General features: G+C 69.4%; 16 protein-coding genes and 1 pseudogene. 9 read left to right on the top strand and 8 right to left on the bottom strand.

Going from position 1 to position 15805, the window contains the following annotated elements; translation table 11 throughout:
- Nucleotides 1-93 precede the first annotated feature (93 nt).
- Nucleotides 94-1896: a phosphomethylpyrimidine synthase ThiC gene (gene thiC, locus OG542_RS20580; RefSeq protein ID WP_328412829.1), complete on the bottom strand. Its 1803-nt coding sequence runs from the start codon at nucleotides 1894-1896 to the stop codon at nucleotides 94-96.
- A 254-nt stretch (nucleotides 1897-2150) separates the two neighbouring features.
- Between thiC and OG542_RS20575 the strand changes: the two genes are divergently transcribed.
- Nucleotides 2151-3782 carry a YibE/F family protein gene (locus tag OG542_RS20575; RefSeq protein WP_328412827.1) on the top strand — a complete coding sequence of 544 codons (1632 nt, stop codon included), beginning with the start codon at nucleotides 2151-2153 and terminating at the stop codon, nucleotides 3780-3782.
- A gap of 190 nt (nucleotides 3783-3972) precedes the next feature.
- Here OG542_RS20575 and OG542_RS20570 read toward each other — a convergent pair whose 3' ends face one another.
- The 4 genes from OG542_RS20570 to OG542_RS20555 all read right to left on the bottom strand — a co-directional run bounded on the left by OG542_RS20570 (nucleotide 3973) and on the right by OG542_RS20555 (nucleotide 6263).
- On the bottom strand, nucleotides 3973-4407 hold the full coding sequence (locus OG542_RS20570) for an SsgA family sporulation/cell division regulator (protein ID WP_311126611.1): 435 nt from the start codon (nucleotides 4405-4407) through the stop codon (nucleotides 3973-3975).
- A 98-nt stretch (nucleotides 4408-4505) separates the two neighbouring features.
- Nucleotides 4506-5240 carry an IclR family transcriptional regulator gene (locus OG542_RS20565; protein WP_311130337.1) on the bottom strand — a complete coding sequence of 245 codons (735 nt, stop codon included), beginning with the start codon at nucleotides 5238-5240 and terminating at the stop codon, nucleotides 4506-4508.
- A 336-nt stretch (nucleotides 5241-5576) separates the two neighbouring features.
- The gene (locus tag OG542_RS20560) at nucleotides 5577-5789 is read right to left on the bottom strand and encodes a DUF5326 family protein (protein ID WP_020271174.1); all 213 of its coding nucleotides are present in this window, start codon (nucleotides 5787-5789) and stop codon (nucleotides 5577-5579) included.
- Nucleotides 5790-5945: 156 nt separating this feature from the next.
- On the bottom strand, nucleotides 5946-6263 hold the full coding sequence (locus tag OG542_RS20555; RefSeq protein ID WP_184593813.1) for a cupin domain-containing protein: 318 nt from the start codon (nucleotides 6261-6263) through the stop codon (nucleotides 5946-5948).
- 60 nt (nucleotides 6264-6323) lie between these two features.
- Here OG542_RS20555 and OG542_RS20550 point away from each other — a divergent pair, with 60 nt between their 5' ends.
- From OG542_RS20550 to OG542_RS20530, 5 genes are all read left to right on the top strand, one after another.
- Nucleotides 6324-6701, top strand: coding sequence for a phage holin family protein (locus OG542_RS20550; protein ID WP_189727216.1), 378 nt, complete (start codon nucleotides 6324-6326; stop codon nucleotides 6699-6701).
- 6 nt (nucleotides 6702-6707) lie between these two features.
- Nucleotides 6708-7199, top strand: coding sequence for a low molecular weight protein-tyrosine-phosphatase (locus OG542_RS20545; RefSeq protein ID WP_328412824.1), 492 nt, complete (start codon nucleotides 6708-6710; stop codon nucleotides 7197-7199).
- Nucleotides 7196-8401 (top strand): cystathionine gamma-lyase, encoded by a 1206-nt coding sequence (locus OG542_RS20540; RefSeq protein WP_328412822.1) that lies wholly within the window; start codon nucleotides 7196-7198, stop codon nucleotides 8399-8401. The genes OG542_RS20545 and OG542_RS20540 overlap by 4 nt, the downstream gene beginning before the upstream one ends.
- A gap of 197 nt (nucleotides 8402-8598) precedes the next feature.
- On the top strand, nucleotides 8599-9504 hold the full coding sequence (locus tag OG542_RS20535; RefSeq protein ID WP_311126615.1) for a LysR family transcriptional regulator: 906 nt from the start codon (nucleotides 8599-8601) through the stop codon (nucleotides 9502-9504).
- A gap of 88 nt (nucleotides 9505-9592) precedes the next feature.
- Nucleotides 9593-10075 carry an NUDIX domain-containing protein gene (locus tag OG542_RS20530; protein ID WP_184593824.1) on the top strand — a complete coding sequence of 161 codons (483 nt, stop codon included), beginning with the start codon at nucleotides 9593-9595 and terminating at the stop codon, nucleotides 10073-10075.
- A gap of 13 nt (nucleotides 10076-10088) precedes the next feature.
- Here the strand turns inward: OG542_RS20530 and OG542_RS20525 are convergent, their stop codons facing one another.
- Complete coding sequence (locus OG542_RS20525) at nucleotides 10089-11690, bottom strand: globin domain-containing protein (RefSeq protein WP_328412820.1); 1602 nt, start codon at nucleotides 11688-11690, stop codon at nucleotides 10089-10091.
- A 554-nt stretch (nucleotides 11691-12244) separates the two neighbouring features.
- On the opposite strand from OG542_RS20525, the gene OG542_RS20520 reads away from it, so the two are divergent.
- Complete coding sequence (locus OG542_RS20520; RefSeq protein ID WP_328412818.1) at nucleotides 12245-13111, top strand: GNAT family N-acetyltransferase; 867 nt, start codon at nucleotides 12245-12247, stop codon at nucleotides 13109-13111.
- 86 nt (nucleotides 13112-13197) lie between these two features.
- On the opposite strand, the pseudogene OG542_RS20515 reads toward OG542_RS20520, so the two are convergent.
- A pseudogene (locus OG542_RS20515) lies at nucleotides 13198-13443 on the bottom strand (heme-binding protein); the annotation flags it as partial.
- A gap of 15 nt (nucleotides 13444-13458) precedes the next feature.
- A complete protein-coding gene (locus OG542_RS20510) occupies nucleotides 13459-14667 on the bottom strand; it encodes an MFS transporter (RefSeq protein ID WP_328412816.1) in 1209 nt (402 codons plus the stop codon).
- 142 nt (nucleotides 14668-14809) lie between these two features.
- Here OG542_RS20510 and OG542_RS20505 point away from each other — a divergent pair, with 142 nt between their 5' ends.
- Nucleotides 14810-15274, top strand: coding sequence for a MarR family winged helix-turn-helix transcriptional regulator (locus tag OG542_RS20505; protein WP_311126619.1), 465 nt, complete (start codon nucleotides 14810-14812; stop codon nucleotides 15272-15274).
- 39 nt (nucleotides 15275-15313) lie between these two features.
- Complete coding sequence (locus OG542_RS20500) at nucleotides 15314-15766, top strand: GNAT family N-acetyltransferase (protein WP_311126620.1); 453 nt, start codon at nucleotides 15314-15316, stop codon at nucleotides 15764-15766.
- Nucleotides 15767-15805 lie beyond the last annotated feature (39 nt).

Genomic DNA, 15805 nt, shown 5'->3' with positions numbered 1-15805 from the left:
AGCGTTCAGCCCTCGCCGAGGAAGACGGCTACGGTCCGCGCTCCCGACCGAGTTTGAGGCCAGCCGGAGGCGCGGACCAGCCGCAGGGGAGTCTCAGTCGGCGATCGGCAGGTACACGCGGTGCCCCGCCTCCGCGAACTCCTGTGACTTACGCATCATGCCCTCGGCGACCTCCTCAGTCGTGGCCCCCTCACCCACATCACCACCAAACCGTTCTGTGATGCTTTGGCTAATCTTCATACTGCAGAACTTAGGACCGCACATCGAGCAGAAGTGAGCCGTCTTGGCGGGTTCCGCCGGCAGGGTCTCGTCGTGGAACTCCCGTGCCGTGTCCGGGTCGAGGGCGAGGTTGAACTGGTCCTCCCACCGGAACTCGAAGCGGGCGTCGGACAGCGCGTCGTCCCATTCCTGGGCACCCGGGTGTCCCTTGGCGACGTCGGCTGCGTGGGCGGCGATCTTGTAGGTGATGACGCCGGTCTTGACGTCGTCACGGTTCGGCAGGCCCAGGTGCTCCTTGGGCGTGACGTAGCACAGCATGGCCGTGCCCCACCAGGCGATCATCGCGGCACCGATGCCGGAGGTGATGTGGTCGTACGCCGGCGCGACGTCCGTGGTCAGCGGGCCGAGCGTATAGAACGGAGCTTCATCGCAGATCTCCTGCTGAAGGTCGATGTTCTCCTTGATCTTGTGCATCGGGACGTGGCCCGGGCCTTCGATCATGGTCTGTACGTTGAAACGCTTGGCGATCCGGTTGAGTTCCCCGAGAGTTCGCAGTTCCGCGAACTGTGCCTCGTCGTTGGCGTCCGCGATGGAGCCGGGCCGCAGGCCGTCGCCGAGTGAGTACGTGACGTCGTACGCGGCGAGGATCTCGCACAGTTCCTCGAAGTTCTCGTACAGGAACGACTCCTTGTGGTGCGCGAGGCACCAGGCGGCCATGATCGAGCCGCCGCGGGAGACGATGCCCGTCTTGCGGTTGGCCGTCAGCGGCACATAGGCCAGGCGCACGCCCGCGTGGACCGTCATGTAGTCCACACCCTGCTCGGCCTGTTCGATGACCGTGTCCTTGTAGACCTCCCAGGTCAGATCCTCGGCCCGGCCGTCGACCTTCTCCAGGGCCTGGTAGAGCGGCACGGTGCCGATGGGGACGGGGGAGTTGCGCAGCACCCACTCACGCGTGGTGTGGATGTTGCGGCCGGTGGACAGGTCCATGACCGTGTCGGCGCCCCAGCGGGTCGCCCAGGTCATCTTCTCGACCTCCTCCTCGATGGAGGACGTCACCGCCGAGTTGCCGATATTGGCGTTGACCTTCACCAGGAACCGCTTGCCGATGATCATCGGCTCGATCTCCGGGTGGTTGACGTTGGCCGGCAGCACCGCCCGGCCCGCTGCGATCTCGTCGCGGACCACCTCGGGCGAAACGTTCTCCCGGATGGCCACGTACTCCATCTCGGGCGTGATCTCGCCGCGGCGGGCGTACGCGAGCTGCGTGACCGCCTCGCCGCCCCGGCTGCGACGCGGCTGGCGCGGGCGACCGGGGAAGACGGCGTCGAGATTGCGGAGGCCGCCGCGGGGCGAGGTGTGCTTGATGCCGTCGTCCTCGGGACGGACGGGACGGCCCGCGTACTCCTCGGTGTCACCGCGGGAGATGATCCAGTTCTCGCGCAGCGGCGGCAGGCCCCTGCGGACGTCGGTGTCGACGGAAGGATCGGTGTACGGGCCCGACGTGTCGTACAGCGTGACCGCCTGCCCGTTGGTGAGATGCACCTGACGGACCGGCACGCGCAGGTCGGGGCGAGAGCCCTCGACGTACGCCTTGTGCCAGCCGATGGACTTCCCGGCCTCCTCGGACTGTGTGTCCGGAACGGAGGCAGGCGTGCGTGCGTCCTTGTTGGTCATGAGACCTACTCCCTACGCCGGCATTACCCGGTAACAGGTTCGGCGGTCGACGCAGCGGCTTCCGTCTGCCGACGTTCCGTGTGAAACATCACTCGACTTCGGTGATGTTTCATGTGAAACATCGCTGGGACGGAGGTCAGCGCCCTCTCAGCCCGGTGCTCCGAGCTCCCGCGTGTACAAAAGGTGCCTCCACGCTAGCGGCAATTCTGGCGCGGTGAACAGAGGGCCCCCCTCGTTCTTGCGATGATCGGTCGGTGACCACGACGCAGCGTCCCCCTTACCCACCGCCCGAGCCGCCTCGCGGATCCCGCGCCGGAAACGGCAGCGGCCGGGGAGACGGCCACGATTTCGTCCCCGGAGCCGGGTATGAGCCCGGGGCCGGTTACGGGCCCGGGGCCGGCGGTGAGCGTGGTTCCGGCTCTGCCGGGGGATACGGGCCGGGCAACGGCCAGGGTGGCGGGTCAGCCGGTGGGCATGGTCCCGACGACGGGCAGGGACCGGGCGCCGGAGGGGGGCACGGGCATGGTTCCGGAACCGGCGGAGGCGATGGCCACGGACACGGCTCCGGCCCCGCGCCAGGTGGCGGGCACGGGCACTCGCACAGCCACGGCCCGGCCGCGCCCGTCTCCATGCATCTGCGCAAGATCATCGCGGCGATCCTGATCCCGTTCGGCGCGGCCGTGCTGGTCGGTCTCGTCGTGCTGTGGCCGGGCGGCGCCCCACCGCACGAGCGCACCGGCGTCGGCTTCGACCGGCAGACCGAACAAGCCTCGGTCACCAAGGTCGTGGAGATCAGCTGCAAGGAGGCCGGCGCTTCGGGAGTCCCGCCGACCGGCGACACCTCCACCGCCGAGGGCTCTTCCGCGGAGCAACAGGAGAAGGGCACCTGCAAGCGGGCGACGATCCGGGTCGACAGCGGCAAGGACAAGGGCCGCACCTTCACCGAGATCATCCAGCCGGACCAGTCCCGCCAGTTGCACGAGGGCCAGAAGGTCGTGGTCGCCTACGAGCCCTCCGCGCCGAAGGACCTGCAGTACTCGGTCACCGACGTCAACCGCCGTCTTCCCATGGGCCTGCTGGCCGGCATCTTCGCGCTCGCCGTCGTGGTCGTCGGGCGGATGCGGGGGGTCATGGCCCTCGTCGCACTGGCCATCAGCTTCCTGGTGCTGACCTTCTTCATCCTGCCCGCGATCCTGCAGGGCTCGAACCCGCTGATCGTGGCGGTGGTGGGCGCGAGCGCCATCATGCTCATCGCCCTGTACATGTGTCACGGACTGTCCGCACGGACCTCCGTGGCGGTGCTCGGCACTCTCATCTCCCTGCTGCTGATCGGCATCCTCGGCTCGCTGTTCATCGACTGGGCCGCGCTCACCGGCAACACCGACGACAACACCGGTCTGATCCACGGCCTCTATCCGACGATCGACATGAGCGGCCTGCTGCTCGCCGGCGTCATCATCGGTTCGCTCGGTGTGCTCGACGACGTGACGGTCACACAGACCTCGGCGGTCTGGGAGCTGCACGAGGCCAATCCGTCGATGGGCTGGCGCGGGCTCTACCGCGCGGGCATCCGGATCGGCCGCGACCACATCGCCTCGGTCGTCAACACGCTCGTCCTCGCCTACGCGGGTGCCGCGCTGCCGCTGCTGCTGCTGTTCTCCATCGCGCAGAGCGGTGTGGGGACGGTCGCCAACAGCGAGCTGGTCGCGGAGGAGATCGTGCGCACGCTGGTCGGTTCGATCGGCCTGGTCGCCTCGGTGCCGGTCACCACCGTGCTGGCCGCGCTCGTGGTCTCGGCCGACCGCACCGGGGAAGAGCGCGCCGTGGAAGCCTCGGCGGTCCCGGCCCCGGCACGCGGGGGGAGGGGCCGGAGGCGTAAGCGCTGACGGTTCGAGGCCCGCGAGGCCGACGTCTCTGAGCCAAGGCGCCTCTGAGGCCTCGGGTATCCCGGGTACTTCGGACGGTTCCAGCCGCTCTGACGCCGAAAGCCGCTGCCCCGCCGTGCGGCGAAGCGTTCCCGCGCGGCTCGGCGGCATCCGGTGAAGCGTTACTCCACCGTGTCGCCCGACGGGTGTCTCACCCGGCGCCCTGTTCCGCCAGGATGCGGTCCAGCGCCTCGTCGAGGTGGGCGTCGAAGTCGGCGAGCGAGCCTTCCTGGCCCAGCGGCACCAGCTTGTCGGTGCGGTCGAGGAAGGCGACGAGCGGTGCCGTGGAGGACCGGAACAACGCCTGGTCGCTGCCTACCTGAAGCCGGATCAGCACCTCGCCCAGCGTGTCCGGTTCGACGGGGGCGACCCGCACATCGCCCTCGCCGCACGGTCGGCCGACGCCGTCGATCAGCAACTCCCGGCCGAAAGCCCACGTCACCGGGGCGTCACCGGGCAGGTGGAACGTCAGCCGGACGGCATAGGGATCACCGGTCTCATAGCGCAGCTCCACCGGAATGCGGAAGGAGAGCTCCTCGGACACGAGAAAGCTCATCATGACCTCTGCTTGTACGGACTCGCGCATCGCTAACCCCGTCATTCGCCGTGACTGGCCGGGAACGAACCTCTGACACTTGGTGGAATCTTGCTGAACGTACACAGCAGATCACAAGGAGTGAGTTTTCACATACTGATAGAGAGCGCCAGCGACCCGAGTCGCCGCCCGATCTCACTCTGCAACTGCCGGGCCGCGGGCATCAGCCGGTCCTCCTGGTGGGCGGGCAGGGAGATGGCCATCGTCGCGGCCGTGGTGCCGAGAGTGAGCGGGATCGCCGCGCAGACCGCGCCCAAGGCGTACTCCTGACGCTCGGTCACGGGTTCCATCCGCCGCATCCGCTCCAGACGCCGGAGCAGGCTGTGGTTGTCCCGCACCGTGTACGGCGTGAGGGGCTGCACCGGGTAGCGGTCGAGGTGGTCGCGGCGGGCTTCCCCGTCCAGCTGGGACAGCAGGCACTGGCCGATGGCGTGCGCGTGCCCGGTCTCCCGGAAGTCGGCCCACTCCTCGACCGCCGGGATGCCCGGGGTCTGGGAGACGCACATGACCTCGATCTCGCCCTCGCGGTACGCCGCGTAGTAGACAGGGACGCCGAGCAGGTCACGCCACTGCGCGAGCGTGTCGACCACCGTGCTGCGACGTTTCTGCCGCGCCCCGCTGCTGCTCAGCCGCTCGGCGGCCTCACCGAGGAAGAACAGGCCCTTGTCACGGCGCAGATAGCCCTCGTGCACGAGGGTGCGCAGCAGGTGGTAGGTCGTGGGCAGCGCCAGCCCGGTCTCGCGGGCCAGTTGCTTGGCGGGGGCGCCGTAGACGTGCCCGGCGACGGTTTCCAGCAGGCGCATGGCGCGCTGTACGGATCCGATGAGGGTCGCCGGAGGCGGGGGTACGGCAGGAGGCGGTGGTGTGGTGGGAGGCGGTGACTCGGAGGGTGCCGCCGAGCGTGGTTGCGCGGGAACGCTGCGCAGGTGGGCCGGTGCGGTGTCAGCCGGGGTCAAGGGTCACTCCCGAAGCGCGAGGGGCCGACCCGTGCGGAGGAACACGGGTGGGGGTCTATGCCGCTCGCGGGGATGTCCCCGCGTCGAGCCGGACTCTATTCGTCTGCCACCGCACGCAGACGGCCCTGCCGGGAAACTTCCCCCGCCCGAGGGAACGGGTGATTCCAAGCGTTTCCCGCTACCCCCACCGGTTTCCCACCGGTCTCACCAGTCGCTGCGCGACGAGGAACTCGAGGTGAACTTCCGTACGACGTAGATCAGTCCGCCGACCAGCGCCACGAAGACCAGCACCTTGAAGAGCAGTCCGATGACGAACCCGACCACACTGGCGATCAGCCCGCCGAACACGACCAGGGCGATGACCGGCACCGCGATCCACTTCACCCACCACGGCAGTCCCGTGAAGATCTCTCGCATCGCCCTCGTCCTTACCTCTCCACCCGTTCGAGTGCCGGGTCCTGTCGGTCTCCTGATGTTCTGCACTCGATGCTAGGTCCGGGAGGGGGTCGGGCGGGGGCTTCGCACCCCTTGTCCTCCCCTGACCGAACCCCTAGGGAACCCCGAGACGGTCCGTCAGCTCTCGGGCGGAGAGAACACCACCAGCACCCTGAGGTCCTCGGTGATGTGGTGGAACTTGTGGGCGACGCCCGCCGGCACGTAGACCACGCTGCCGCGTGCCACCTGGGTCGTCTCCAGGCCGACGGTGATCGCGGCACGGCCGCTCACAACGAAGTAGACCTCGTCCTGATTGTGCGGCTTCTGTGGATCCTGCTCGCCCGCATCGAGGGCGTACAGACCGACCGACATGTTCTGCGCCCGCAGAAACTGCAGGTAGGCGCCCTCGTTGGCGGCGCGCTCCGCCTCCAGTTCGTCCAGCCGGAATGCCTTCATCGCCTAGTCCGCCCCTGCCTCTAGTGCCCGTGCCCGATCAGGTCTGCCACGATCAGACACATGAAGAATTTCGTAGTCAAGACGATCGCCAACGCCGGTGCCCTGGCGGTCGCCGTATGGCTGCTCGACAAGATCACCCTGACCGGTGACAGCACGGGCAAGAAGATCGGCACCCTGATCATCGTCGCGCTGATCTTCGGCCTGGTGAACTTCCTGGTCAAGCCGCTCGTCAAACTGCTCAGCCTCCCGCTGCTGATATTGACGCTCGGCCTGTTCACCCTGGTCGTCAACGCGCTGATGCTGCTGCTCACCTCGTGGCTGGCCGACCAGTTCGACCTGAGCTTCCAGGTGGACGGATTCTGGACGGCCGTCTTGGGCGGCCTGATCATCTCTGTCGTCTCCTGGGCGCTGAACGTCGTCCTGCCGGACGGAGACTGAGCGCGTATGACGTACCGAGTCTGCTTCGTCTGCACGGGCAACATCTGCCGTTCCCCGATGGCCGAGGTCATCTTCCGGGCCCGCGTGGCGGAGGCCGGACTCGACGGCCTGGTCGAGGTCGACAGTGCCGGCACGGGCGGCTGGCACGAGGGCGACGGCGCCGACCCGCGTACGGTGGCCGTCCTGGAGGAGAACGGCTACGCCACCGGCCACACGGCCCGGCAGTTCCAGCCGTCGTGGTTCTCCCGCCTCGACCTGGTCGTCGCCCTCGACTCCGGCCACCTCGGCGCCCTGCGCCGCCTCGCGCCCACGGAAGAGGACGCGCGGAAGGTGCGGCTCCTCCGTTCGTACGACTCCGCCGCCGGCGACGACCTGGACGTACCGGACCCCTACTACGGGGGCGCGGACGGTTTCGGGGAATGCCTTGAGATGGTGAAGGCGGCGAGCGCCGGTCTGCTCGCCGCGGTGCGGGCGGACGTGGAGGGACGAGTGGCATGAGTGAATCCGCGACGGGTGACCACGGCGGACCGACCGGCGAGACGGCCCGGGCGTCGATCGACGCGGGCCCGGTCGCCGCCGACGCCGGTGACGGCACGCGGGCGGTACGGGCCGGGCTGCCCGAGGCGGTCAAGTACGAGCCCACGCTGCCCGGACCGGTGTTCGCCGCCCACTTCCATCTGCCGGGCGACCCGACCGGCCCGTACACCTACGGCCGTGACGAGAACCCGACCTGGACACTGCTCGAGCGCGCCGTCGGCGAGCTGGAGGCGCCCGGCCGGGACGATGTCGAGACGCTCGTCTTCGCGTCGGGCATGGCCGCGACCTCGGCGGTGCTCTTCTCCCAGCTGCGCGCCGGCGATGTGTGTGTCCTGCCCGACGACGGCTATCAGGCGCTGCCCCTGGTGCGCGCCCAGCTGGAGACGTACGGCATCGAGGTGCGCACCGCGCCGACCCGCGGCGACGCCCAGCTCGACGTACTGGACGGCGCGAAGCTGCTGTGGATCGAGACGCCGTCGAACCCCGGGCTCGACGTGTGCGACATCAGGCGGCTCGCCGAGGCCGCACACGCGCGTGGTGCCCTGGTGGCCGTCGACAACACCCTCGCGACACCGCTCGGCCAGCGCCCCCTGGAGCTCGGCGCCGACTTCGCGGTGGCCAGCGGCACCAAGCAGCTCACGGGGCACGGCGACATCCTCCTGGGCTACGTCGTCGGCCGTGACGCCGAGGCCATGGCCGCCGTACGCCGCTGGCGCAAGATCGTCGGAGCGATTCCCGGGCCCATGGAGGCCTGGCTCGCGCACCGTTCGATCGCGACGCTGCAGCTGCGCGTCGACCGGCAGAGCACGACCGCCCTGGCGGTCGCCGAAGCGCTGCGCGAGCGTCCTGAGGTGACCGGACTGCGCTACCCCGGACTGCCCGACGACTCCGCGCACAAGATCGCGGCTCAGCAGATGCGGCGCTATGGCTGCGTGGTGTCGTTCACCCTGCCCACGCGTGCGCACGCCGACCGTTTCCTCGACGCGCTGCGGCTCGTGGACGACGCGACGAGCTTCGGCGGAGTACGGTCCACGGCCGAACGACGTGGCCGCTGGGGCGGCGACGCGGTCCCGGAGGGCTTCATCCGCTTGTCGGTCGGCGCCGAGGACCCGGAGGACCTGGTGGCGGACGTATTGCGCGCACTGGACATGTCGACGGCCTGAGCATCCCCACGGACGGTCCGAGCCTCCCCCCTCATGGCTCGGACCGTCCCCCGGTTCCGCGCGCAAGAACCGCGCGACCAAGGCTAGTTGACTCTCTGTCAGTGTCCAATCACAGTAGCGACAGAGACCTATCGACTTATTTATAGTTGAGCGCGGCCGGAGGGCCAGGAGCGGGGCCGAAGAGGGGAGAGCATGCGGTGGATCTGGCCTTGCTGCGGACCTTCGTGACCGTGCACCGGGCCGGCTCCTTCACCCGCGCCGCCGCCCTGCTCGGGCTCTCCCAGCCCGCCGTCACCTCGCAGATACGGACGCTGGAGCGGCAGCTGGGCCGCCCCCTGTTCCTGCGGCAGGCCCGCGGCGTGACCCCGACGAGCATCGGCGACGAACTCGCCCACAAGGCCGCACCGCATCTCGACGCCCTGGTGGAGATAACGGAGACCGGCCTCGACGACGACTCCTCCTTACGGACGCTGCATCTCGCCGGACCTCCGGAGTTCACCGCCGAACGAGCCCTGCCCGCGCTCACGGAGCTGATCGGCGAGGACGGTCAGGGCTTCGCCCTGCGCGCCTCCTTCGGCAACGCCGAGGAAACGCTGGAAGGACTGTCCGCCGGGCATCACGATCTGGCCATCAGCACGGCCCAGCCGAGGGGCGCCCTGCTCACGGCGACTGCGCTCTGCGACGAGGAGCATGTCCTGGTCGCCGCCCCACGCTGGGCCGAACAGACAGGCGCAGGGCAGCCGGACCGTAAGCCGGAACCGTCCCTGGAGCAGGTGCCCGTGGTGGAGGTGCACGAGTCCCTGCCCTTCCTCTCCCGCTATTGGGCCTCCGTCTTCGACTCGCGCCCCGCCGCCCCGGGCACGGTCATCGTTCCCGACCTGCGCGCGGTCCTGGCATGCGCGGTCGCGGGGGCGGGCCTGGCGGTGCTCCCACGCTATCTGTGTGCGGCCGCGCTGGAGCGGGGTGACGTCGTCGCCCTGCACGAGCCGGCGGTGCCGCCGCTGCGGACCTACTTCCTGGTGGTCCGCACCGGGACGCTCGCGATGCCTCATATAGCGCGGGCCCACGAGTGGTTGCAGCGCGCCTCGACCGACTGGTGCTGAGGCGCCCGGGACCGTGCCTCACTCTGAGGGCTCGGCCGGTGACGTTTCGCGATGTTTCACGTGGAACCAGCCGGGCCACATTTCACACATGACCGTCCGACCCGTGGTCAAGCGCACCGCCCGTGCCATTCTGCTGGACGGTGACGACCTGATCCTGATCAAGCGCACCAAGCCGGGCATGGATCCCTACTGGCTCACTCCCGGCGGCGGGGTCGAGCCCGACGACTCGACCGTCGTCGACGCCCTGCACCGAGAGGTGTACGAGGAACTCGGCGCCAAGATCACCGATGTGGTGCCCTGCTTCGTGGACACGATGGAGCACATCGGAGAGGACGGCGGCGCGACCGGTGTGAAGGTGCAGCATTTCTTCGTCTGCCACCTGGAGTCCATGGACCCGTCCCTCCGCCATGGCCCCGAGGTGGACGAACCCGTCGGCGAGTACGAGATCGTGCGCGTGCCCTTCACCCGCGTCGGGATCGCCTCCGTCCATCTGGTGCCGCTGTCTCTGCGGCACTACCTGGACGGCAACATCGAGGGCGTACGCGCCATGCACGCCCCCGACCTGGGCTGACGCCGACTGCGGTTCAGGACCCGGCCGCGACCAGTTCCTCCACGGAGTCGTGCCGTATGCGGTCCGACGGGATGCCGACGTCCCTCAGGGCGTCCACACCGCTGCGGATCATCCCGGGCGGGCCGGAGAGATACGCGTCGAACTCGTCCCATGGCCCGTAGGCGCGTATCGCGTCCGGCAGCTGCTGGTGCGCCTGCTGGTCGATGATCGCGCGGACCGCGAGCCAGGGATGGCTCTGCTGGAGGCGGAGCATGGTGTCGATGTCGTACAGGTCGTGATCGGTGCGGGCCCCGTAGAAGACCTCGACCGACCGGCGGTCCCCGTGCTCGGCGACGTCTTCGACCAGTGCCTTGATGGGCGCTATGCCCGTGCCACCGCCCACGCAGAGCAGGCCGCTCTCAGTGGTGTGGTCGACGGTCATGGCGCCGGCGGGCGGGCCGAGCCGGATGATGTCGCCGGGTCGGGCGCGGTGCACCAGGGCGTTGGAGACCCAGCCCGCCGGGACGGCCTTCACGTGGAACGACAGCAGGCCGTCGGAGCGGGGCGCCGAAGCGAAGGAGTAGTGCCGCCAGATCCGGGGCCACCAGGGCGTCTCCACGCTCGTGTACTGCCCGGCGAGGAACGGGTACGGCTGGTCGGGGCGGACGGTGATGACCGCGACGTCCGGAGTTCTGAGGTCGTGCGTGACGACCTCGGCGTACCACCAGGCCGGGGCACGCAGTTCATCCGTTGCCGCCGCGTCGATCATGACCTGCGAGATGGTGGTGTACGCCCGGATCCAGGCCGCCTCCATCTCCTCGTTCCAGACCTCGGCGGCGTACTTGCTCAGCGCACCGATGAGGCATTCGCCGACGGCCGGGTAGTGCTCGGCCCGCGTTCCGTACTTCCGGTGGCCCCGGCCGAGGTTCTGCAGGTAGTCGACGAGGACGTCGGTGTTGTCGATGTGCTCGGCGGCCGTGAGCAGCGCCTTGAGCAGCCGGTCCCGCTGGGTGTCCATCGCGGCCGGAAACAGCGGCCTCAGGTCCGGGTAGCGGACGAAGAGCAGGGCGTAGAAGTACGACGTGACCTTCTCGGCCACAGGTGCGACCTCGGCCATGGCGCGGCGGATGAGGATGGCGTCCGGGGACGCTTCCCTGGCCGGGGCGGAGGCGGCTTGGCCCGGGGCCGAGGCGGGGGTGTGCCGCTGGGCGGGGACCCGCAACTCGTCGGGGCCGGTTGCGGAGGGAGCGGTGGAGGCGAAGGGCGCCGGTGTGAGCGCTGTGGGCACGGGACCTGCTGACGAGGCCGCGCCGACGCTTGCTGCCGCCGGGGACGAGGCGTGCTGTGCGGCCAGGGGGGCGGGCGTGGGTATCGCTTCCGGGGGCTCACGCCCCTGTTCCGGCCCACCGGTGCTCGCGCTGCCGGTCGTCGAAGCGGGCGGCACCGCCGTGCCGTCGGCCGGGGTCTCCGGTGCGGCCGTGGGCCTGCCCACGGGGCGTATCGCGGCCGGGCGACGCCCCTCTGGCGTACCGGGTTCGCTGTCCGGCGTCGTCGTCGGCTTCTTGCGGGGCGTGAACCAACCGCCTCCGCCGCCGGAAGTGCCGTTGTCGGCCGACGTGGTGGTCGGAGCGTCCATGGTGTGCCTCGCCTCGAGCATCTTTCGGTCGGTCTGCGCACTTCCCTAGTAGGAAGGTGCCTGCTTTCCCCCGTGGACGGTCTGCGTTCCCATCCATGTCGTGGCCAATGCGGCCATATTCAACCCGTATTTCGGCTCCGTACGGACAAGTAGGCAAGAGTGTGACATTGCCCGCAGTGCTCTCACCCGAGCTTCCCACTCGTCTGGACGGCTCAGTCGCGTAACCGAAAACGCGGGTCTTCGATCTCTCCGTCCCACTAGGCTGCATTGCCCTGCACTCGGCCCGCACGGAACGGGTCACCCGCCCCGAATGCGAACCGGAGTCGACCCTACCGGCCACCGCCGTGCACACAAGTCCCCCCTTCCCTCGTCACGAATGAGGGCACCGCGCGAATCATCAGTACCGCCAACTACTGGACATCGCGCCCGTGTTTCACGTGAAACGTCTGGCGTCTGACCGCTCTCTGTGCAGACGGCTACAACTGGCCAAAAGCTCGTATGGGTCCGGGGAAAGAGGTGGACGTCAGGGGCCCCTGTCGGACAGCCTGACCTGCGTGCCGACTCCTTCCCTTGCCTCTCTGCCCATCCGCCGTCTGACGCTCCGCGATCTCGACGCCTGCGCCGACTTGTCTCAGGACCGGGGGTGGCCACGGGAGGAGCACAAGTGGGGCTTCCTCCTCACAGCCGGGAAGGGCTACGGCGTCGATGACCCCGACGGCGGCCTCGTGAGCGCCTGCGTCGTCACCGAGTACGGGCCGCACGAGCACCCCGCCCTCGCGGCGATCGGCATGGTCCTGGTCGCCGAACGGCATGCGCGACAGGGCGTGGGCCGCCGGCTGATGCGCCATATCGTCTCAGCGATGGGCCCCACGCCCCTCACCCTGCACGCGACACCGAACGGCCGCCCCCTCTACGAGGAACTCGGCTTCAAGGTCGCCGGGCGGGCGGAGATGGTGTGCGGGCACTTCACTCCCGGCGGACCGGATCCCAAGGTCGCCACCCGTGCCGCGACCGCCGAGGACCTCGCCGCCATCCTCCGGCTCGACGAGCAGGCGTTCGGGACCGACCGCACGCACATCGTCACGCGACTGCCCGCCTTCGCCGACCAGTTGCGCGTGGCCGAGCAGGACGGGCGGATCATCGGGTACGCGGCTGCCTGGCCCAACATGGACACTCACGTCGTCGGCCCGCTCATCGCTCGCGACACGGCGGTCGCCAAGGCGCTCATCGCCTCCCTCGCGGCCCACACCGACCGCCCTCTGCGCACCGATATCGACGTGCGGCACGAAGAGCTCCTCACCTGGGCGAAGGAGCGCGGCCTGGCACCCATCGCCTTCAACTCGGTGATGTCGTACGGGATCACCGAGCTGCCCGGAGACTGGACCCGCCGGTTCGCACCGGTCACGGTCGCGGCGGGCTGAGGGCCCCGGATACGCGGGCTGAGGACGCCGGATACAGCGACGCCGGCTCCCCGGGGATCGGGGAACCGGCGCGTTGCGGGGCCGGGTCAGGCGAGGGCCTCCACGGCGGTCGTGCCGAAGGTGTGGTCCTGCTCCGGGGCACCACCGCCGACGCCGATCGCGCCGATCAGGCGACCTTCGCGGTGCACCGGCACGCCGCCCGCGATGAACAGCAGCGGCCGGTCGAGCGCGGTCGGCAGCGTGTGGAAGGGGCCGCCGGGCTGCACGGCCTCGACGAGGTCGGCGGTGGGCGCGTTCAGCTGGAGAGCCGTGTAGGCCTTGCGGGCGCTGGTGGCAGGCCCGGTCGCTCAGTGGTGGACGGCGGTCCGCTGCTCGGCCGGCGCGGCTCGCGTGACGACGGTGCTGGGGGCACCGGCATGGCGCTCCAGAGCGGCCGAGAGGAAGGCCAGGAGCAGGGCGCCCGCGGCCAGGGCGGCACCGACCCAGTTGGGTGCGGTGTAGCCGAAGCCCGCCGCGATCACGAGGCCGCCGAGCCATGCGGAGAGGGCGTTGCCGAGGTTGAAGGCGCCGATGTTCACGGCGGACGCCAGGGTCGGTGCGCCGTGCGCCTGGTCGAGGACCCGCTTCTGGAGCGGCGGGACGGTGGCGAAGCCCAGGGCGCCGATCAGCGCGATCGTGACGGCCGACAGCAGCTTGTCGTGCGCGGTGAGGGTGAACAGCGCCAGGACTACGGCCAGGGCGCCCAGGGAGACGTACAGCATGGGCATCAGGGCGCGGTCGGCGAACTTGCCGCCGAGGAGGTTGCCGCCGACCATGCCGAGGCCGAAAAGGACCAGCAGCCAGGTGACGGAACCGTCGGCGAAGCCGGTGACGTGGGTCATCATCGGCGCGATGTAGGTGATGGCCGCGAAGACACCGCCGAAGCCGAGGACGGTCATCGCCATCGCGAGCAGCACCTGCACGTTCTTGAAGGCGGCCAGCTCGTGCCGCAGGCGCACGCCCTCCGGCTTGGGCATGTCGGGGACGAGCCGGGCGATGCCGGCCAGACCGACGACGCCGAGGGCGGCGACGATGGCGAAGGTCACGCGCCAGCCGACGGACTGTCCGACGAGCGTGCCCAGCGGGACGCCGACGACGTTGGCGACGGTCAGGCCGGTGAACATCATCGAAATGGCTCCGGCCTTCTTGTCCGGGGCCACCAGTTCGGCCGCGACGACCGAGCCGATACCGAAGAACGCGCCATGGGCCAGCGAGGCGACGATCCGGCCGATCAGCATGACGGAGAAGGCAGGGGCGAGCGCCGAGAGCAGGTTGCCGACGATGAACAGGCCCATCAGCGCCATCAGCATCCGCTTGCGGGAGACCTTGGTGCCGAGAACGGTCATCAGCGGGGCGCCGAACATGACACCGAGCGCGTAGCCGGTCACCAGATATCCGGCGGTGGGGATCGAGACCCCGTAGTCGCCCGCGACCTGGGGCAGCAAGCCCATGATCACGAATTCTGTCGTTCCGATCCCGAAGGCCCCGATCGCGAGGGCCAGAAGCGCGAGAGGCATGGAGGGGTTACCTTCCCAGAAGATTGCAGGAGCGCTTTGCGTGCGCCGACAATAATTGCACACGCGGGCTATAGGCAAACGCCGTCAATCGCGATGCTGCTCTATCCTGGGTGTCAGCCGCTCCGGGACGGAGGAAACGCCAATGACAGCGACGGATCCCGCGCTCACCGCGCTCGCCCAGGGCTGGTGCGCCCTTTCCCTCCTGCACGGGAGGATCGAGGGCCACATCGAGCGCGCCCTTCAGGCCAAGCACGACCTGAGCGCGCGGGAGTACTCCCTGCTTGACGTGCTCAGCCGGCAGCACGACGGGGACGGAGGCCATCTGCAGATGAAGCAGGTCGCCGACGCGGTCGTGCTCAGCCAGAGCGCCACCACCCGTCTGGTCACCCGCCTTGAGGACCGCGGGCTCCTGGAGCGCTATCTGTGCCCCACCGACCGCCGGGGCATCTACACGAACGTCACCGAGGAGGGCCTGGAGTTGCTGGAAACGGCGCGGCCGACCAGTGACGCCGCCCTGCGTGAGGCTCTGGACGAGGCGGCGAAGAACCCCGAGCTGGCCCCACTGGTCCGGGTTGTCGAGACGTTGAAGGCCCCGGTGCCCGCTTAGGATACTTCTGCGCCGGTCATCTCTGCGTAGGGTGCGTCCATGGGAGATCTTGAGATACGTGCCGCCGTGGCCGACGATGTTCCGGCGATCGTCGAAATGCTCGCGGACGACCCCCTGGGCGCACAGCGCGAGTCACCGGACGACCTCGCCCCGTACCTGACCGCGCTGGAGCGGCTCAACGCCGACCTGAACCAGCGTGTGGTCGTGGCGGTCCGGGAGGGCCGGGTCGTCGGCACGCTACAGCTCACGATCATTCCCGGGCTGTCCCGGCGCGGTGCGACCAGGTCGATCATCGAGGGCGTGCGCATCCACGCCGATGAGCGCGGCAGCGGCCTGGGAACACAGCTCATCGAGTGGGCGATCAGCGAATCCCGGGACTCGGGCTGCCAGTTGGTCCAGCTGACCTCCGACACATCGCGCACCGACGCCCACCGCTTCTACGAGCGACTCGGCTTCACGGCCTCCCACACGGGCTTCAAGCTCCCGCTGTGACCGGCACGCTCGGGGGGCTCTGTTTCACGTGAAACAGAG

This window comes from Streptomyces violaceus, assembly GCF_036014075.1.
In the GTDB taxonomy this organism is placed as follows: Bacteria; Actinomycetota; Actinomycetes; order Streptomycetales; family Streptomycetaceae; genus Streptomyces; species Streptomyces violaceus.
Note: the sequence above shows the minus strand (reverse complement) of the source record. Positions and strands in the feature narration are given on the sequence as shown.